General features: G+C 57.7%; 16 protein-coding genes and 2 tRNA genes. 9 read left to right on the top strand and 9 right to left on the bottom strand.

Features of this window, described 5'->3' with window-relative positions; translation table 11 throughout:
- Positions 1-439: 439 nt before the first annotated feature.
- From LAP85_18490 to rsmA, 3 genes are read right to left on the bottom strand one after another with little or no spacing between them, the layout of a single operon-like run.
- A complete protein-coding gene (locus tag LAP85_18490; GenBank protein MBZ5498391.1) occupies positions 440-2,692 on the bottom strand; it encodes a DNA translocase FtsK 4TM domain-containing protein in 2,253 nt (750 codons plus the stop codon).
- A 25-nt stretch (positions 2,693-2,717) separates the two neighbouring features.
- On the bottom strand, positions 2,718-4,397 hold the full coding sequence (locus LAP85_18485) for a ribonuclease J (GenBank protein ID MBZ5498390.1): 1,680 nt from the start codon (positions 4,395-4,397) through the stop codon (positions 2,718-2,720).
- Positions 4,398-4,418: 21 nt separating this feature from the next.
- A complete protein-coding gene (gene rsmA / locus LAP85_18480; GenBank protein ID MBZ5498389.1) occupies positions 4,419-5,246 on the bottom strand; it encodes a 16S rRNA (adenine(1518)-N(6)/adenine(1519)-N(6))-dimethyltransferase RsmA in 828 nt (275 codons plus the stop codon).
- 96 nt (positions 5,247-5,342) lie between these two features.
- Here rsmA and trxA point away from each other — a divergent pair, with 96 nt between their 5' ends.
- Positions 5,343-5,669, top strand: coding sequence for a thioredoxin (gene trxA / locus LAP85_18475; protein MBZ5498388.1), 327 nt, complete (start codon positions 5,343-5,345; stop codon positions 5,667-5,669).
- 107 nt (positions 5,670-5,776) lie between these two features.
- A complete protein-coding gene (locus LAP85_18470) occupies positions 5,777-7,075 on the top strand; it encodes an adenylosuccinate synthase (GenBank protein ID MBZ5498387.1) in 1,299 nt (432 codons plus the stop codon).
- A 12-nt stretch (positions 7,076-7,087) separates the two neighbouring features.
- Here the strand turns inward: LAP85_18470 and LAP85_18465 are convergent, their stop codons facing one another.
- Complete coding sequence (locus tag LAP85_18465) at positions 7,088-9,760, bottom strand: glucosidase (GenBank protein MBZ5498386.1); 2,673 nt, start codon at positions 9,758-9,760, stop codon at positions 7,088-7,090.
- Positions 9,761-10,135: 375 nt separating this feature from the next.
- Between LAP85_18465 and LAP85_18460 the strand changes: the two genes are divergently transcribed.
- From LAP85_18460 to LAP85_18445, 4 genes are all read left to right on the top strand, one after another.
- Complete coding sequence (locus LAP85_18460; protein ID MBZ5498385.1) at positions 10,136-10,936, top strand: DUF4097 domain-containing protein; 801 nt, start codon at positions 10,136-10,138, stop codon at positions 10,934-10,936.
- Between the two features lie 159 nt (positions 10,937-11,095).
- Complete coding sequence (locus LAP85_18455) at positions 11,096-11,707, top strand: sigma-70 family RNA polymerase sigma factor (protein MBZ5498384.1); 612 nt, start codon at positions 11,096-11,098, stop codon at positions 11,705-11,707.
- Positions 11,708-11,715: 8 nt separating this feature from the next.
- Entirely contained in the window at positions 11,716-12,429 is a 714-nt protein-coding gene (locus LAP85_18450) for a zf-HC2 domain-containing protein (protein ID MBZ5498383.1), read from the top strand.
- Between the two features lie 213 nt (positions 12,430-12,642).
- A tRNA-Lys gene (locus LAP85_18445) sits at positions 12,643-12,718 on the top strand.
- 156 nt (positions 12,719-12,874) lie between these two features.
- Here LAP85_18445 and rnhA read toward each other — a convergent pair.
- Positions 12,875-13,381: a ribonuclease HI gene (gene rnhA, locus LAP85_18440; GenBank protein ID MBZ5498382.1), complete on the bottom strand. Its 507-nt coding sequence runs from the start codon at positions 13,379-13,381 to the stop codon at positions 12,875-12,877.
- A gap of 337 nt (positions 13,382-13,718) precedes the next feature.
- On the opposite strand from rnhA, the gene LAP85_18435 reads away from it, so the two are divergent.
- The 3 genes from LAP85_18435 to LAP85_18425 all read left to right on the top strand — a co-directional run bounded on the left by LAP85_18435 (position 13,719) and on the right by LAP85_18425 (position 15,149).
- Positions 13,719-13,880 carry a hypothetical protein gene (locus LAP85_18435; GenBank protein ID MBZ5498381.1) on the top strand — a complete coding sequence of 54 codons (162 nt, stop codon included), beginning with the start codon at positions 13,719-13,721 and terminating at the stop codon, positions 13,878-13,880.
- Positions 13,877-14,902: a HAMP domain-containing histidine kinase gene (locus tag LAP85_18430; protein ID MBZ5498380.1), complete on the top strand. Its 1,026-nt coding sequence runs from the start codon at positions 13,877-13,879 to the stop codon at positions 14,900-14,902. The genes LAP85_18435 and LAP85_18430 overlap by 4 nt, the downstream gene beginning before the upstream one ends.
- A gap of 170 nt (positions 14,903-15,072) precedes the next feature.
- A tRNA-Glu gene (locus LAP85_18425) sits at positions 15,073-15,149 on the top strand.
- 7 nt (positions 15,150-15,156) lie between these two features.
- On the opposite strand, the gene LAP85_18420 is transcribed toward LAP85_18425, so the two are convergent.
- From LAP85_18420 to LAP85_18405, 4 genes are all read right to left on the bottom strand, one after another.
- Complete coding sequence (locus LAP85_18420) at positions 15,157-15,420, bottom strand: tyrosine-type recombinase/integrase (GenBank protein ID MBZ5498379.1); 264 nt, start codon at positions 15,418-15,420, stop codon at positions 15,157-15,159.
- Between the two features lie 6 nt (positions 15,421-15,426).
- Positions 15,427-15,789 (bottom strand): tyrosine-type recombinase/integrase, encoded by a 363-nt coding sequence (locus LAP85_18415; protein ID MBZ5498378.1) that lies wholly within the window; start codon positions 15,787-15,789, stop codon positions 15,427-15,429.
- Positions 15,790-16,465: 676 nt separating this feature from the next.
- Complete coding sequence (locus LAP85_18410) at positions 16,466-16,741, bottom strand: hypothetical protein (protein ID MBZ5498377.1); 276 nt, start codon at positions 16,739-16,741, stop codon at positions 16,466-16,468.
- Positions 16,742-17,470: 729 nt separating this feature from the next.
- Entirely contained in the window at positions 17,471-18,301 is an 831-nt protein-coding gene (locus LAP85_18405; GenBank protein ID MBZ5498376.1) for a hypothetical protein, read from the bottom strand.
- Positions 18,302-19,089 lie beyond the last annotated feature (788 nt).

Below are 19,089 nucleotides of genomic sequence, written 5' to 3'. Positions count from 1 at the left end.
TTTGTAATAACGCCCAGACTGATGTAATCCGTAATGCGGGAGCCGCTTGGAAGCTCAGCAACGGTACGTGCCATATGCGGTCCTCCTGTGAAAATTTACCACAGGATACCACAGTTCGTTTGTTAAGTGAACAGTATTGCTCTTAGCCTGAATTATTCATGAAGCAGAACCGCACGCCCGTGAAAAGCAAGAAAATTGGACGCGGATACACGCCGACCAAGACCGAACGGTCGGCGCCGGTCAGCGTTTTTCCGCGTCAAAAACTGCATTTGGGTCGCACATTCATGAGTGATCCGGGTTAGGGTCCTTGAGTTTTTGAGTCTTCGCGATGAGCCGCGCGCCTAACTGCCCAGGCTCAAAAACTTCAAGGCTCTATGGATTCGTCCAGTTCATGCATCGCAGGCTGCGAACCCGGGTGCACGATGGGCTGCTCCGCCCGTCATTCCAGCCTGTCCAGAAAATCGAGGCCCACCAGAACCTCCCTCGGCTTCGACCCTTCCGCCGGACCGACGAGGCCGTTGCGGTGCATAGTATCGACCAGCTTGGCGGCTCTGCCGTAACCGATGCTGAGCCTGCGCTGGAGCAGGGACGTCGAGGCGCGCCCCTCACTGACCACAATGCGCAAGGCGTCCTTGTACAGGCTGTCCTCCTGCTGGTCGTCGATCGGGTTGCCCTCCTCGTCGAATTCTTCCTCCTCGCCGTAGGACAGGACCGAATCGTCGTAGGTCGGGCGGCCCTGTTTTTTTAAATGATCGACAATTTTCTGGGCCTCCTTCTCACTCACGTAAGCGCCGTGGATACGGGTCAGGCGCGAGGAGCCGGGTGGAATAAAGAGCATGTCGCCGTTGCCGAGCAGTTGCTCGGCGCCGTTGGCGTCGATGATGGTGCGGGAGTCGACCTTGGTCGCGACCTTGAAGGCGATCCGGCAGGGGAAGTTCGCCTTGATGACCCCCGTGATGACATCCACGGAGGGGCGCTGGGTTGCGAGAATGAGGTGAATGCCGACAGCGCGCGCCATGGCGGCCAGGCGGGAGATCGATTCTTCGACTTCCCGAGAGGAGATCATCATCAGATCCGCCAGTTCGTCGATCACCAGGACCAGGTAGGGCAGGGCTTTTTCGAGTTCTCCCTCGTCGTGATTCTCTGCTTCCAGAAACGAGAGCTGCTTGGCGGTGGATCGGATCAAGGTGTTGTACTGGTCGATGTTTCTCACACCGCGGAGTGCCAGCTTCTTGTAGCGCGTTTCCATCTCGCTCGTAGCCCAACGCAGGGCATTGGCCGCCTCCTTCGGGTCGGTGACAATCGGGGTTAGGAGATGCGGGATATCGGCATAGATGCCCAGCTCCAGGCGCTTGGGATCGATGAAGATGAAACGCACCTCTTCCGGAGTCGCCTTGTAGAGGATCGAGGTGATCATGCAGTTGAGAGCGACGCTCTTGCCGGCCCCCGTAGCGCCCGCGATGAGCAGGTGTGGCATGCGCGCCAGTTCCGTCGCATAGACGTTCCCGTTGATCAGCTTGCCGAGTGCCAGGGTGAGCTTGGATGCCGATTTGCGAAAAACATCGGACTCGATCAGTTCACGAAGCAGGATGGTCTCGCGCTGTGCATTGGGAATCTCAATGCCCACGGTCGCCTTGCCGGGGATGCGGTCGATGCGGATCGATTCCGCCTTCACACCAAGGCAGAGGTCGTCGACCAGACTTGTGATCCTGGAGTATTTGACGCCGGCATCGGGCTTGAACTCGAAAGTGGTGACCACCGGGCCGGGGTGTATCTGCGTGATGCTGCCGTGAACATCGAACTCGGCGCACTTCTCGGCCAGCTGGCGTGCGCGCTCCATCAGCTCCGCTTCGTCCACGGCAAAATGCCCTTCCGCCGGCGTCAGGAGGTCGACTGCAGGCAAAGCGAATTTTCGCGCTGCGCGCGGCGGTTTTTCCTCAGTCGCGGCCCGAGTCAGAATCGGCTCTGTCGGGGAAACGATCGACGGCGATCGTGGCTCCGAGGGAGCAGGAGGCGGCGCAGGCGGCTTGAAGGGAGCAGGCCTCATTGTGGGCTCGGGCGCCCTGGGAGCCGGGGCCTTGATGTTGACAATTGCCCGCACGGGTTTGCGGCTCCTGCGCCAGTTCTGGAACCTTTCCCAGATGCCGGCGCGGTGCGGTTGCTCCTCGCGCGGCTCGCGGTTGAAGAGCCGCGCGAACGAGAATGACGTGGCGGCCAGCAGCCCAAGCAGGATCGTGCCTGCAACCACCACCAGCGTGCCGGTGGTGTTCAGATTGCGTACCAGCGCATCGGCGAGGAGCCTGCCGATCATTCCTCCCGCTTCGAAGCTTCTCTCGGGCAGAGGAAAGGGGACGAGCTGCAGGACTGTGCAGGCCGAGCCCACGATCAGGCAGAAGCCCAGAGTACGCATGAAAGGAGAACTGACCTTCCTGCCGCGGATCAGCTTCCAGCTTAGAACCGTCATGGGAGCCAACAACAGAAATGCCGACAGACCGAAGCCCTGAAACAGCCAATCGCTGGCGTAAGCTCCGATCCGGCCCACCCGGTTTTGAGTGCTGTTTTTCGCGGATGCGGTATTGAAATTTGGGTCGTGCCAGCTGAACGAGATCAAACAAACGAAAAGAAGTACCGTGACCATCAGGAGTAAAACGCCGAAGAACTCGTGGCGCTTGGCTTCGGTTTCCTTGCCCATGTCCGTCACATCCCTCTCCGGAGACTTAGATCTCAAGGATGACCGGAACAATCATAGGACGGGTCGCCGTTCGTTTGCGAAAGAATCTTTTTAAATCTGCACGGACCATTTCGGAGAGGACCACCGCGTCAACCCGCTCTTCGTTGCTGCACTCCTCGACCGTGCTGAGAATCACCTGCCGGGCTTCGGCCATCAGGGCTGACCCGCCCGCTTCCTGGATGTGGCCGCGGCTCACCAACTCCGGCATGCCTTCGATGAGGCCTGTTGCCTTGTTAATAGGAACCACGGCAAGAACCACCCCCTCCTCAGAAAGGTGCTGACGGTCTTTGACGACCAGTTCGTCCAGTTCTGCGAGGCTGCCGGCGTCGATCAGCCTTCTGCCGACCGGAGCTCGGCCTTGCACTCCGATCGCGTCCGGAGTCAAGGAGATGATGTCCCCGGTCTCGGCCAGAAGAATATGCTCCCAGGGCACTCCGGTTTCCTCTGCGATCAGGGCGTGGTTGAAAAGCTGGCGATATTCCCCATGAATGGGGACGAAGAAGCGCGGGCGAATCAAATTCAGCATCAGCTTCAACTCCTCCTGGCTGGCGTGACCCGAGACGTGCACCATCGAGTGGTTTTCGTTGTAGATCTTGGCCCCGCGGCGGCAGAAGTGATTGATGAGGTGCGAAATCCGGGTTTCGTTGCCCGGGATGGCGCGGGCGCTGAAAATCACGGCATCGTCGGCTTCAACACTGTAATCCTTATGTTTCCCAAGTGCGAGCCGGGACAAGGCCGAGACCGGCTCTCCCTGGCTGCCGGTGCTCAACAGAACGAGCTCCTCGGGCGGAAGGTGCTGTGCTTCCTGGGTACTGAGCAGGAGATCCGGCGGGACGCTGAGATAACCGAGTTCGCGGGAGATCGCCACATTTTGGACCATGCTGCGACCGACGGGAACGACCTTGCGGCCGAAATCCTGCGCCAGATCCAGGATGATCTGGATCCTGTGGCTGCTGGAAGCAAAGCAGGCCACGATGATCTTCCCCGGGGTGATGTGAAAGATCTGTTCCAGGTTTTGGCGGACATGGCTTTCCGATGGGGTGTACCCCGGCCTCTCGCTGTTGGTGCTGTCGGAAAACAGTGCCAGGACGCCTTGATCCCCAAGCGAGGACAGGCGGGCATAGTCGCTCAGCTGCTGGTCCGGAGGCGACTGGTCAAATTTAAAATCACCCGTGTGGACAATAGTGCCCAGGGGGGTTGTCAGGGCTACCCCCACCGCGTCAGCCACGCTGTGGGTCACCCCGAGAAACTCCAGTGTCATGCCCGCGATCTCAATGGTATCGCGGGGCTGTATGGACCTGAGGTCGGCACGATCCAGGACTTCCTGCTCGGCCAATCGCCCTCGGGCAAAGCCCAATGTCAATGGGGTGCCATAAACCGGGACCGCAATCTCACGCAGAAGAAACGGCAGCGCCCCGATGTGATCCTCATGACCATGTGTGAGGACAACGGCACGCACCTCATCTCTTCGCTCCAGAATGTAACTCAAGTCCGGAATCACCAGATCCACGCCGAGAAGTTCGTCCCTGGGGAACATCAAACCGGCGTCGATAATAAGAATATTGCCCCGATATCGGATCGCCATCATGTTCATGCCGAACTCGCCCAGGCCACCCAGGGCTACGACTTCGATACCTTCGCCATCTGTCACATGCTCGCTTGTCATAGGAATAAATATATCCTATTGCTAGGCTTTTCGGGACTTCTCCTTATGCTCATGATAGACGCGGGCCAGACGCTCATATTGGTGGACGGTGAGGTCTTCAGCACGGAGCGCACCATCGATACCGGCTTGCGCCAGGATTTCACGGGCCATCGACCCCAGATGTTGGTCTCGACGCAAGGAGTTCAACAGCTTCTTGCGGCGATAGGAGAAGGCCGCCTTTGTCAGTTCCAGGAAATCATTATCGAGTTCGGGATCACACGCGCCGCTGCGGGGGCGCAGGATGATCATGGCTGACTCAACTTTGGGCCGGGGAACGAAGCAGGCTGGCGACACCTTGAACCCCATCTTAATCTCGCAATAGTGCTGGCAAAAGACAGAAAAAAAGCCGTATTGCCTCGAACCTGGCACGCTTGCGATCCGTTCAGCCGTTTCGAGTTGAAGCATAAAATTCATGTCCTCAACGGGCATCGGCCACAAGAGCAGCCTCTCGATAATTGCGGTGCCGATGTTGTAGGGCAGATTCCCCACGATCCGCAGACGCAGGCCGGGCTCGAGGTACGGTGAGACGATTGCGGATAGATCTGCGCTCAGGAAATCCTCGGGCACTACGACCGCATTGGGATGGGGCGCCAGGGCGCGCACAAGGGCCGGAATCAGGTCGCCATCGATCTCCAGTGTGAGCAGCCGAAACACGTTCGGTGCCAATCTGGCGGACAAAGCGCCATCGCCCCCGCCTACCTCGAGCATGAGGTCACGGCGGGTCGGCTGGATGAGTGCGACAATGCGATTCAAAATTCCCGTATCTCTAAGAAAATGTTGCCCGTAGCGCTTCTTGAGCATAGTTTTCATTTGTCTTGACAACCCGAAACCGGGTCCACATAATTATCGGTCGCTCGCAAAGAGCATTTCTTCGCCTGCTATCATAATCCGGGGAGGGAGACAGTAATGAGCGGAAAAGTAGGGGAGGTGGGGGATCAGAATTTCGAGACGGAAGTACTAAATTCTCCCGTCCCGGTTCTGGTCGATTTCTGGGCGGCCTGGTGCGCTCCGTGCCGAATGCTGGCCCCGGCGGTCGAGGCGGTTGCCGAGAAATACGAGGGCAAGGCCAAAGTGGTCAAGCTGAATGTGGACGAGAACATGGTCACTGCCGGCAAGTACAATATCCGCGGCATTCCCACTCTTCTCCTTTTCAAAGGCGGGGTGATCAAGGAACAGATCGTGGGCAACACCACAAAAGACACGATCTCGAAGATGATCGACAACCATCTGTGATCCGGCTTCGAAGAGGGACATGCCGCTCCTGCCTGCAAAGGGTTGCCGGAAAAGTGGAAATGCGGAATGTCCCTTTTTTGCTTCCCACATAAACAGAGACCCTTTCCATGGCGAACTTGATCGTCGTTGGCGCCCAGTGGGGCGACGAAGGCAAAGGCAAGATCGTTGACCTGCTCACTTCGCATTTTGACATTGTGGCCCGCTACCAGGGTGGGCACAATGCCGGCCACACCATACATGTGGGCGGTAGGAAATTCGTTCTGCACCTGATACCTTCGGGGATTCTCCATCCGCAAAAAATCTGCGTGATCGGCAATGGCGTGGTGCTCGATCTCGAGGCCTTGAAGCAGGAGATCGAGTTTCTGGCGGCGTCCGGCATCAGTTGCCAGGGACGCCTCTTCATCAGCAACCGTTGCCACCTGATCTTCGAGTATCACCGGGCTGTTGAAAGAGCCGACGAAGTGCGCCGCGGCGCAAAGCGGATCGGCACCACCAATCGCGGCATAGGCCCCGCGTATGAAGACAAAATCGGGCGACGGGGTTTGCGTGTCTGTGATCTTATGACGCCCGAAATGCTACGCTCCACCATGGCGGACAACTTTCGCGAGAAGCAGATTTCAGCGCCCGGAGAGATGCAGGGATTTTCCAGTGACGAGTTATGCCGGAAGGCGCAAGCGCTTGCCAAAGAGCTGGCACCCTTTTTCGTGGACACGGCATCGTACCTCAACCGTGCCATGGACGAGGGGAAGCACGTGCTTTTTGAAGGAGCCCAAGGAACGCTTCTGGACGTCGATCACGGCACTTACCCGTTTGTGACGGCATCGAATGCCACCGCAGGCGGAGCTTGCATCGGGACGGGAGTGGGGCCAACGCGCATTGACGGCGTGGTCGGGATCGTCAAAGCTTACACCACCCGTGTCGGGGAAGGGCCTTTCCCCACGGAAGTGTCCGGCACGATCGGCCAGATGATACGTGAGCGAGGGCAGGAATTTGGCGCTTCTACCGGCCGTCCGCGCCGTTGCGGGTGGTTTGATGCCGTCGTTGTTCACTACGCCCGTCTGATCAACAACCTCGATTCGCTGGTCGTCACCAAGCTGGATGTGCTGGACCGCCTGACGGAGATCAGCATCTGTACCGGCTATCGTTACAAAGGCCGGCTGCTTGACTTTTTCCCTCCTGAAATTCAGGTTCTGGAGCAGTGCGAACCCGAGTATTTGACGGTTCCGGGATGGAACCAGCGCACCGCGGGCATCTGCAACTTTGACGACCTGCCCGTACTCGCCAGAGACTACTTAAAACGCCTGTCGGATCTGGTTCAGACGGAAATCTCGGTAATTTCCACCGGACCGGACCGGACCGAAACCATCATTGCATCCCCGGACTCCCGCCTTCACGCCTGGATCTAATCGATCTTCGATTTAGGGCTCGACCTCCGGCAGCTTGCTTCGATAGTCCTCGACCTGCTGGATCAGTTTTGCGATCAGGCCGGTCCAGCCGGTCTGATGGCTGGCTCCTATTCCCGAGCCGTTGTCGCCGTTAAAATATTCATAGAAGAGGACGTAGTTGCTCCAGTTCGGATCGCTCTGGAAGCGTTCGTTCCCGTTGTGGAACGGGCGGCCCCCGGTGCTGTCTTTTTTGAAAAGACGGATGAGGCGTTGCTCGAGATCGAGCGAAACCTGCCACAGGGTCTTCATCTGCCCTGAGCCGGTCGGGCACTCGACCTTGAAGCCGCTGCCGAAATAGTGGTGGAATTTCTGGAGCGACTCGATCATGAGGAAATTGACGGGCATCCAGACCGGCCCGCGCCAGTTGGAATTACTGCCGAAAAAGCCGGTTGTGGATTCGGCCGGCTCATAATCGACGCTGTGCTCAATGCCGTCCATCTTCAACACGAAAGGGTGATCTCTGTGATAGCGTGAAAGGCCCCGAATGCCGTAAGGGCTCAGGAATTCCTGCTCATCCAGCATGCGCTTCAGGATGAGCCGGAGCTGATCTGGAGTTACGATCGAAAGAATTCTTCTGTCAAAAAGCCCACCCGCACCCTTGCAGGTGACGCCCATCGACAATTCAGGACGATGCTCCAGAAACCAGTTCATCCTTCTCGTGAAGTCCGGCAATCTGCGCAAGTCATCCTTTTCGAGGATCTCGACGGCGAACAGCGGTATCAGGCCTACGAGGGACCGCACGCGCAGAGGGAAGACGCCGCCATCGGGGGTGTGGAGACAGTCGTAGAAAAAGCCGTCCTCCTCATCCCAAAGCGAACGCCGGTCTTTTCCCATGTGGTTCATCGCGTCCGCAATCCGCAGGAAGTGCTCGAAGAACTTGCTCGCAATGTCTTCGTAACTCGGGTCTTCCCGGGCCAGTTCGGCAGCGATTATGAGCATGTTCGCGGAGTACATTGCCATCCAGCCGGTGGCGTCGGTTTGTTCGATAAAACCGCCCGTCGGGAGTTGCTGGCTACGATCGAACACCCCGATATTGTCCAGGCCGAGAAACCCGCCCTCGAAAATGTTGCTCCCGAAGGTATCCTTTCGGTTCACCCACCAGGTGAAGTTGAGCAGAAGTTTCTGAAACACTCTTTCGAGGAACAGACGGTCAGCGCGCCCATGCATTTTTTTATCGATCTTGTAAACGCGCCATGCCGCCCAGGCATGCACGGGCGGATTCACTTCGTCGAAGCTCCATTCATAAGCGGGGAGCTGGCCGTTCGGATGCATGTACCACTCGCGTGTGAGCAGGATCAGCTGCCTTTTGGCGAAATCCGGATCGATCATCGCATACGGGATACAATGAAAGGCCAGATCCCAGGCAGCAAACCACGGATATTCCCATTTGTCGGGCATCGAAATGATGTCGTCGGTGTAGACGTGCACCCAAGCCTTGTTCCTTCCAGACTTTCTGGTGGGGGGTGGAGGCGGCATGCCCGGATCGCCGTTCAGCCAGTCGTGAACGACATAGTGATAGAATTGCCTGCTCCAGATCATGCTTGCGAAGGCCTGGCGTTGAATCTCCCTGGCATCTCCGGTCAACTTCGGGGAGGCAACGGAATTGTAGAACTCGTCTGCCTCGCGTTTCCTCTTTTCAAAGATCTCGTCAAAAGCCGCGCCGAACATCTCGCCCGCCGGCTGCCTGTCCAGCAGCCGGAGCCTGACAATCCACGCCTCACCGGGGGCGAGAAGTTTCTTGTAATGCAGGGCTGCCTTGGTCCCGGTTGCGGCCGGGTTGATAGTGCCGTTCTTGCGGCCGACAACAAACTCATGAAAAGCATCCTTCACGTATGGTGAGGCATTGGTAACCTCGAACAACTTCCGGTAATTGGTTTCGTTTTCCGTAAACAGAGCCTCGCCGGCAATATCTGCCGTCAGCCACATGTCGCCCAGCGATTCATGCCCGGCCCGGATGACGGGCGTGCGTCCGCCCTGCTGATCCAGGCGCAGCAGCGGTTTCTTATTCTTAGGATCCCAAGACCAGGTATTTCGAAACCAGAGCGTCGGCAGAAGGTGCAGCGTGGCCGGTTCCGAACTGCGATTGACGGTAGTGATGCGCACCAGGATATCGCTGGGGCCAGCCTTGGCGTACTCCACGAAGATGTCGAAGTATCGGTTCTTATCGAAAATGCCGGTGTCGAGCAGCTCGAACTCGGGCTCATTGAGACCTCGGCGCTGATTCTCTTCCACGAGCCACGCGTAAGGGAACGCCTCCTGTGGGTACTTGTAAAGCGCCTTCAGGTAGGAGCTTGTGGGCGTACCGTCCAGGTAGAAATAGTACTCTTTGACGTCCTCGCCGTGGTTCCCTTCGCTATTGCTCAGACCGAACAGGCGTTCTTTGAGAATCGGGTCTTTCCCGTTCCAGAGGGAGATCGCGAAGCACAGTCTCTGGTGATTGTCGGAGATGCCGAGTAGGCCGTCCTCACCCCATCGGTAGGCACGCGAGCGGGCATGTTCGTGCGGCAGATAGTTCCAGGCGGCTCCGTCGGGGCTGTAGTCTTCGCGCACGGTGCCCCACTGGCGTTCGCTCAAATAAGGCCCCCAGCGCCGCCAGTGGGCGGCGTGTTTTGCGGCCTCCGCAAGCCTTTGATGTTCCGCGGTCATGCTACCTCCCGATATCACAAGTGATTATAGCCGCCCGCGTGATTTTGGATTGTGAATTTTAGACCAGAATGCTCCCAGGGAGAGATCCCGCATGGTTCACCCGAGTTTGGAAACAAACAACTGCAACCGGGCGCGCACTACCTCCTCGACCGCCTTGAGTGCCACCGGGAGGAGTCGGTGGGGAGCGATTTCCAGCGGATCCTTGAGGATTTTCATAGCTCCATCATTCCCTTGTGAGAAGCTGAGATCGTCATAAGTTCCTCAGATTTCTTTGGATCTTGGTGAAACCTTTTCTCCCCGGATACCATTAACTGGTCAGGAGCAGGTACATTCCGACGGCTCATAGCCCGTTGCGAAGAGAGGAGAGATGGGGAAATGAGGCAAAACGCCCTTGGCATAGCAGTAGCGGCGCTGTTGACCGGATTGATCTTCGGCGCTGCGGGACTGGCCCAGGACTTTCAGAAGAACTACACGATTGCGCCGGACGGGACCATACGCATCCGAAGCGTCTCAGGGGACGTCAGGGTTCTGGGCTACGATGGGAGAGATGTAATGGTACAGGGCTTCAAGGTAGGGCGCGACCGCGATCGGGTCGAAATCGTGGACAGAAGCAGTGAGAACCGGATCGACCTGGATGTACGCTATCCTGAAAGAGGCAACTGCGACGCCAGCGTGAACTTCCAGGTGAGGGTGCCGCGCGGGGTGAGCTATAATTTCGATAACATCCGATCCATGAGCGGTGGCGTGCAACTCGGCGATGTAACGGGCCACGTGATGGCGGAGAGCATCAGCGGTTCTGTGGGGGTATCGAACGTGAGCGGCGTCGTGAACGCGTGGTCAGTGAGCGGCAACGTGAACGTAAGCAACGTCAGCGGCATAGTGAGCGCGTGGTCGACGAGCGGTAACGTGGATGTCTATCTCAGGAGGGTCGAGGGTTCAGGTGACCTGAAGTTTTCCTCCACCAGCGGCAACGTCAGCGTCAGGGCGCCCGCCAACCTGGACGCTTCTGTCTTGATGTCCACCTTGAGCGGGACCCTCAGGACGGATTTCCCGCTCGAGATTCAGCAGAGGCGCTATTCTCCGGGACAGTCGGCGCGCGGCCGCCTGGGTGCCGGCACCAACAGTGTTCGCATCACAAGCACCTCCGGGCGCGTGAGCCTTACGATAGCCAAATGAAGATTCTCCGGCCGATTCTTGCATCCTATGGCAATAGATCCTATTCTTGACCCCAGCGTGACAGTGTTGGCCCCTGGAGTATTGGGAACGGGGCATCCCTTGTTCCTGGTGATGCCGGGCTTGTGCCCGACGGTGAAGAGTGAGCACGAGGTATCGAGTTTGGCGGATTTGAAAGCGCTGGGAAACCCTGAGCCAGGCGACAGCGAATCTGTCCCGACGGTCGTCGATCGTGCGCGCGCCGGCGACCCTGAAGCCTTCCATGCGATCTTCCAGCGCTATGGCAAGCCGGTGCTGGCATTCATCTTCCACTTGCTTGGCGACAGATCGCGGGCGGAAGAATTGACCCAGGAGACCTTTTTTCGCGCTTATCGTGGGCTGGATCGGATGCAACGAGGGGTCAAGCTCTCGACCTGGCTCTTCGGCATTGCGCGCAATGTGGCGCGGGAGGCAATCAGGGAAAAGCGCCGGAGTTCACGCGAGGTGGATTTGGACGACAACCTGTTTCTGACGCTGCCTGATGAGAGGGCTGGGCCTGATGAAAGGTTCATGTCGGAGGAACTGCAGCGTGCGATCCGGCGTTCATTTTGCGACCTGCCCGGGGATCAGCGCGTGGTGTTTGTTCTGAAGGTGTTGAACAAGATGCGCTATCAGGAGATCGCCCTTATTACCGGCTCGTCCATCGGGAAGCTCAAGACCGACCTGCACCGGGCGCGGAAGCAAATGCGGCAGAAGCTGGAGCCGTATCTGGCGGGGCGAGTGCCGGGAATGTGAGGTGGACCTTGAAATGCGACCAAGTCCGAAAAATGATCGAGGATTATCATTACGAAGAACTCGATGAGCGGCAAGCTGCCGAGGTGGCGGCCCACCTGCGTGAGTGCGGCAGCTGCAGGAGAGAACTGGATGTGCTCGAGGGCGAATCCAGAATCTACGAAGCTTATGCCGCGAAGGCAGAAAGCGCCCTGGAGGTTCCCCCCGACTTGTGGAGACGTGCCGCCGCGGGTCAAGCCCTTCGTCCCGCGGGCGGCAAACAGCATAGCATAAGCCCCGCGAGGCGGCTGAGCGCGCTGCTTCCGGCTCGCGCCTGGGTCCGGCAGGCACTGGCGGCAGTGCTGCTCGTGGCGATCTCCATTACGGGCACTTTGATCCTGGTCGAACATTACCGGGTGAAACACATGACTGGCTCACGGCAAGAGGTCGCGCCAGCCGGCGACACGGGCGATGCCAGCCTGGATGCCGCGCTAGAATCGATTCAGCGCGCCGAGCAGGAGTACCTCAAGGCGATCCGGGAGCTGAGCGTAATTGTCGAAAAGCAGAAATCGACCTTGGATCCCAGAATCTTGGCGGAGCTTCAGACCAACCTCAAGTTGATTGACGACCACATCGCTGCTACGCGCAAGGCCTACTATGCGCACCCGAGGGACGCAGAGCTGGCCCTCTACATGCTTGCCGCCTACAATCGGAAGGTGGAGCTGCTCCAGGACCTGACGTCCTGACCGGGCGGTCACGCGGAAAGTGACGCAGCCAACACGAAACCAGGGAACACATCCTTGGTGTCTCTAGTGGGTTTTGCGACCGTGCGCCTTCGAGCCTGCCATCCGCAAAATCGGCCTTTGCAACCGCCTGCCCGCGTGCTACCTTAACGGGCGTCATGCGCGGAATCCCTCGGACGGCCGAATAAAGTTAGACTTCGGCCGGACCAGGCGGATGGGCCGTTAGCTCAGGAGGTAGAGCATCTGCCTTTTAAGCAGAGGGTCGCTGGTTCGAGTCCAGCACGGCTCACCATCCATCTCATGCTGAACAAACACGCATCAGGACGAATTTGGCGGCAAGCCGCGACAACGCAGCTGTCAGTTTCGTTTAGGTTGCGGAGATGCTCGGCCAGGGTCGGATTGGCAATCACGCGCCCATCCTTTCGAATCCGTCACACCTGAATCAATCCTATGCGGATCCTGGTCCGCGGGCATGTTGCGGCAGGGTCTTCTCGTAACCGAAGTCGATGGCGCGGTTCACCGCGTTTGCAGCTGCCATCGCCAGCTGGTCGCAGCGCTCGTTTTCGCGATCGCCGGCATGGCCCCTGAGCCAGCGAAATTCAACCTTGTGCCTCTCCGTGCATCCTAACAACCGGTCCCAAAGGTCGGGGTTGAGCGCCATTTCGTTCTTGTTTCGCCTCCAGTTGTTGGCGCGCCACCGCATCGCCCATCCCTGTTGCATGGCATTCACCAGATATTGTGAGTCGCTATAAAGGATGACGCGGCATTTCTCTTTGAGCGCTTCGAGCGCGACCACGGCAGCAAGGATCTCCATGCGATTGTTGGTAGTCACACGAAATCCGCCCGAGAGTTCCTTGCGATGGCTCCCATAAAGGAGGACGACGCCGTAACCGCCCGGCCCGGGATTTCCGAGGCATGCGCCATCGGTGTAAATCGTCACTTCCTTCGGGACCATCTCGCCACCCTCCAAGAATATGCACCCATCGAGCCGGGAATGTCGCAGGACTATAGTGATGATTCTTATACCCCAAAAGCATCTGGAAGTGAAATCCGGGATGAATGGGAGCCCTTCATAAGAAACCGGTACTACCGGAAGGTACCGGCTCCCGGGGCGTTCCGTGCTCGTCACTCGATGGCGTGGCAGAAAGATCGGCGCGTCACTTTCGATCGGCGGCTTGACTGTGGCGGAGCAGCGCGCGACAATTTTACGGATCGATAAGCACCCCCCGTATAAGGGCTCCCGAATGCGATCCGTGCGCCGGCTCTGCGGGCTTTGAATTAACGGATAAAAAATGTCGGCAATGCCGGCGGCGCGCGCGATGCCGGCGCTGCCGGATTTTGCCGCGGCCTTCGCCAAAGTGCCGCAAGTGGCAGGCGGTTCCGTTCTCCCCTTTTGGATTGTCTCCGGAACGGAAGATCCGGTGCGATCCGGAAATGTGTCGAAGTGCCTGTGACGCGAACCACCAAAAACCGGCTCTTATGGATTGCAATCCTGGTGTCGGGCATCACTGTGGCAAATTACGCGACCCATCCGCATGAGTCGTACTATCAGTTCTTCTTACAGGCTCTCTACTTTATACCTCTGATGCTATCAGGATTCTGGTTCGGACTGCGCGGCGCGATCGCTACTTCGGGAAGCATCACCGTTGTCTACCTGCCTTTCATCCTGAGTCACTGGAAGGAATTCAGCCCCGACGAATTTGAGAGCCTGATTGAAATCGTGATTTACAATGTCGTCGCAGGGGTGCTTGGGGCAATGCGAGATCGCGAAATGGACAGGCTGCGCCTGCTGCGCAATTCCGAGCGCCTCGCGGCCATGGGAAGAGCCCTTTCCAGCCTCGCCCATGATATGAAGACCCCGCTGGTTGCGATTGGCGGTTTCACGCGCCTGGTCGTGAAAAAGCTGCCCCACGAAAATCCCGACCGTGAGAGACTTGAGATCGTGATTAAGGAAACCCAACGGCTGGAGTTCATGGTAAAGGAAATGCTTGATTTTTCGGTAGACTTCAGACTCGCGCCGGCGGATGAAGACATCCGCGAGATCGTCAAGGAGAGTCTGGCGGTTGTAGACGAGATCGCATCCGAGAAAAAGGTCCAGCTTGTGAGCGCGGCGGATCCGGCCCTGCCCTTGGTAAAATGCGACGCCATGCGCATCAAGCAAATGCTCATCAACCTTCTGACCAACGCGATTGATTGCTCCCCGCCAGGTGCGCCGGTGACCGTGAACGCCTATCGCGATGAAGCCGGCCTGATCGTCGATATCGTGGATCGCGGCGCCGGGATTCCCCACGAGCATCGGCATCTTATCTTTGACCCCTTTTTTACCACCAAGGCACACGGAACGGGTCTAGGGCTGCCCATCGTAAAGAAAATCGTTGACGCTCATCGGGGAGAACTTCTGATCCTGGACAATGCCGACCACGGCCTGACGTTCAGGGTCAAGCTGCCGCTCTCTGCCGCGCGCGAAGCAGAATAGCGAGGAGAGCGTCGGCATCTCTGTACAACATGCGCGCAAAACTCGTCTCGGCTTGAAATACCGGGACAAAAATGCCAGAATGTGCGCCGCATTTGCGCTGATCGCTTGGGAGTCGGCAAATGTGGTCATTTGAGATCTGGCGATTCCCGGCATCGGATGCTTGACACCGCGTCCCCATCGTCTAGTCGGCCTAGGACACCGCGCTTTCAATGCGGCAACACGGGTTCGAATCCCGTTGGGGACGCCACTTCTTTTCAAGCATTTACAGTCTCCCCCTCAAGAAGGGCAATGGGAGCGGGGACGCCCTGGGGACGTGGAACACCCGAAACTCCGGGAAAGACCGCATCAAGCGCCCGCACCGCGTCACTCAGGTACTGTGCGCCCAAGTGAGCATAGCGGGCACTCATCCGCAGATCCTTGTGACCCAAAATCTTCGCTATCGTGTAAATATCCTTCCCCGACATTGCGAGCCACGATGCTGTCGTGTGTCGGCAATCGTGAAGGGAGAAGTCTTCAATGCCAGCTCATTTGCATGCTCCCTCAAAGGCCACGGTAACGTGAGCGGGCTTGACGGTAAAGAGCCTTTGTGTAGGACTCTCCGAAGGAAGCGCGGTAAGGATGCGTTGCGCCCACGCGTTCAGGGGAACAATGCGGCCTTCGCCGTTCTTCGTTTGCCGGAGCATGAGGCAACCGTGTGTCAGGTCAACGTCAAGGTGTCGCAGAGAGAGAATCTCCCCTCTCCGCATTCCCGTTGCTACTGCTAACTCTACGATTGGCTTCAGCCAGTCCGGGCAGTGAGAGAGGAGAATCTGAAGCTCCGTAGGCTGCAAATACCGCACCCTGCCGGGAGGAACTCGGGGGAGTTCTACCGTTTGCGCTGGATTCACGGCGATGATCCCCCGTGCTACTGCTTTAGAGAGGCAGTATTTGAGCGTTACAACCTCGCGTCGCACTGTGGCTGGCGAAACCTTCGCGCTGCGCCTCGTGATATACCGCTCAACGTCCACAGTGCGAATCTCCCTGGCCTTGCCGGGGAAGAAGGGCTTCAAATGATTCCTAAAGATTGAGTTTAAGGGACGCTTTCATGTTCTGATTCCCTTCTTCTCTCGCCGCTAACATCTCCCGCGATCAAACATGTGGCGGCGATTGAAGGCCAGACAATGGCATTCCCGCAGCTTGAAATCAATAGCGTCCCTAGCACCGGGCAACAGCGAGCAAAGATTCGCGGCTCCAAAAATTTTGTTGCGCGGATACAGGGCGAGGTATGCGCGTTCAGGTGCCAGGGAGTGCTTCTAGGGGGGCGGCTTGTATCAGGTGGGCAACGAGGCAGGGGTTGCTGGCAAAAGGGAATCACTGCCTCGGTAGACGCCGCGCCGGCATGGTCTGGCCCGACCCCGGAAGCCCGATGAGGACAATGTTGTAGTCGGTTTAAAACCCTCAACACCACGATTTTAAAACGTTAGTTCGAGCGCCAACGGAAGAGCAGTACGTGACTGGGCTGGGCACTGAGTGTGATCACAAATGTCGATTTCGTGCGTGGGCTGAGGGCGTAAGCCATGCCGCTTAAAAGCTCGAAGCGTACCGGTCCCTGGACCGCACTCTCACCAGGTAGAGGGAGTCGTGCGGGCTGTATCGTGGAGACGGGATATCCCCAATGGGACATTCCTGTATTATCTGATCTTCCCCGCGTACCAGAAGCCAGGAAGCTTTGACTTGTGATCTGTGGACCGCAGCCATCGCCTGAGCAACCTGCTCTGTGCTATTCATCCACCCGCTCAATTCCACAGTTCCGTCCTCGTAAATAATTCTGATCTGATATTCATTTTCGTTGTGCGCCATGTGTTTTCTCCTTACCCCTGGGATGGGCTCGGATCTCCTAGCGGAGGCTCCACAACTTTTCCAAGCCGCGATTACCGGCTTGGCACAGGGATCTAGCACACCACGATAGGTGAAGTGCGATGCTCTTGATGGTTGTCGATGCAAAAAATCGCTTTTGGAATTCCATCGCACACCTCCCCTAGGTGTGCTTTGCCACGTATTCCACTGGAAGAAGGGTGCTGCGGGCGGTTATTGCGCGAGTTGAGCTGTGATTTTCAGAGATAACGTTCGACCCTTACAGCAGGCTACACCCGTCGGACTCTCCGCGCAATAGAAAATTGTTCAGCGGGAAACCCCATTCCGCGCAACCTGAACTCCTGCCTTTGCGGACCCGCAGGAACGGCAGCATTGCCGCACAGTAAGCCCGCCCCCCCCAATTTTTTGCTGCGCGGATACAGAGCGAGGTATGCTCGCGCAGGCGGAAGGGACCCATGTCCGGGGGGTGGGGGGTACTCGGGATTCAGATGAAAACTAAGTCAAAGGGTTGCAGGAGAGCAGGGAAGCTTGGGAACGAAGGAGGTAGCTCCAGGGTAGCTCCAGTATGGCAACGACGCCGAAGGCGGAGTAGCTGCGCACGAGGGATTGCAGCATTACGGCCTGCCACACCGCTTTGAGCGGAGCTGTCGGGGGGGGGTGAAGGCAAAAAGGAGAAAGTTGAAAACAGGTTTCTGAACGAAGGAATGCCTCCAGTTAAAGGAGGATCTCAGTCACCCCCACAGGTCCAAGAACGACACCGGTAAAGAAAGTCACCTTGTCCGCAACGGTGGGGAAGCGCTCGCGCCTCGTGAGATAGTAGAAGGTGCCTATGCCAGTACTGACGAGCAGGACCGAAATCCGGATGGCTTTGGCATAATGTTCGGGACTCAGCGCTAAGTAGATGAAGAAAGCGGGAATGGAGCAAAGGCACATAAGAGCAGCCAACGTCATTGCTAGGGCTTGAAGAAATCCGCTGGATGACTTGAAGGCACGCCTTGGTGATGGCGCTTCAAAGTGGGCCAAGGTGGGGAGTATTTCTTTCTGCTTGCCTGACCTCTCAAAGAGCTTGGACGGTGATTGGTCGGTCTTGGCTCTATCTCCGTTCTGCTGGCGGCCCGCAGGCTCTGAGGTTACTTTCTGTTTATCCTCCACCCTCGCTCCGATCCCGGATAGCGCTGCTGAGAGTTGACGGGCTTCCTCCTCCCAATCCTGAGTGGAGCGGAACTTCTTGGAGAGGATCTCGTCGCTAAGAGTTTCTGAGTCCTCCCAGCGGACACGATTCAAACACTGTAACTCGAAGCACTTCTCTAATTCCTGAACCCGTGCCTGTTCGAGTTTTACCCTTTTCGATCGTCGATACGCTGCAGTTGCACTTAGGCCGAGAAAACCATACAGCAATGCCAAGATTACCCAAAGCGGCCAGCCTCCGGTCGGCAAATAGGCCAACGTCAGCCGCATTCCAAGTAGCACTGCTGTTGCTACTACAGCTGAGACAGCAAATCCGAGAGAAATGGGGAGAAGATTTCTTAGAGCGGGAGTTCGCATGATGCGCTCCCTTCATTATGGAAGGCATTTTGTATCCTGGGGATGCCAACTGGCAAGACAAAAACAGACTCCGTGCTCCTAGCTATCAGGTCCTGCAAAGGCCGCGCCATTCCCATCGCTCCTCTCAGCGTAGCAAGTGGTATTCTCCGATCTCAACAATCTTGGCTCGCCCTATTTCAAAAATTTTGGTGCGCACATTTCTGGCGAGGTATCCCTGGCGATAGCCCTACCCCGTTTCCGGGGGGTGGGGGGTTCACCGCTTCACAGGGAGCGGTATCATGTCTATTTGGCCTAGACGAATGTGACAAGTGATACTAGACACCCAGTACAGTGCAACCACGACGCGGATGCGTCGCTGGGCCGGGATTGGGCGCACGCCGGGGAACCAACGCTCCAGCATGGAGCGCGGAGCGCGTGGCGCAGTGCAGGCAGAACAGCGAGAGTGCAGAGAGTGCCACAGCGCGACGTGCCGTCGCGTGGGAGGCTTCCGCAGAGAATGCAGCCCGTCGTGTGGCCCGCGCTCCCTACGGGGCGCAGGAGCCCACGTTCATGCGTCCCCCCTGCCTAGATTGCCTGGGACGCATCCGGGGCCATGAAAGTACCATTTCACGCCCATAAGTCCCAGATCCTCCCCGCAGCCGAAATTGCCCAAAATCGGCCCAATGAAATCAACGGCTTGCGGCTTGAGATCGGCTCAAAGCATACTTAAATGCTCCCCCGGGTAGGGTAGGCTGGGGGGGCATGGGGGGTTGCAGCGGAACCGGGGTCACGCCGTAGTTCTCACTGGA

This window comes from Terriglobia bacterium (genome assembly GCA_020072565.1).
In the GTDB taxonomy this organism is placed as follows: Bacteria; Acidobacteriota; UBA6911; order UBA6911; family UBA6911; genus JAFNAG01.
Note: the sequence above shows the minus strand (reverse complement) of the source record. Positions and strands in the feature narration are given on the sequence as shown.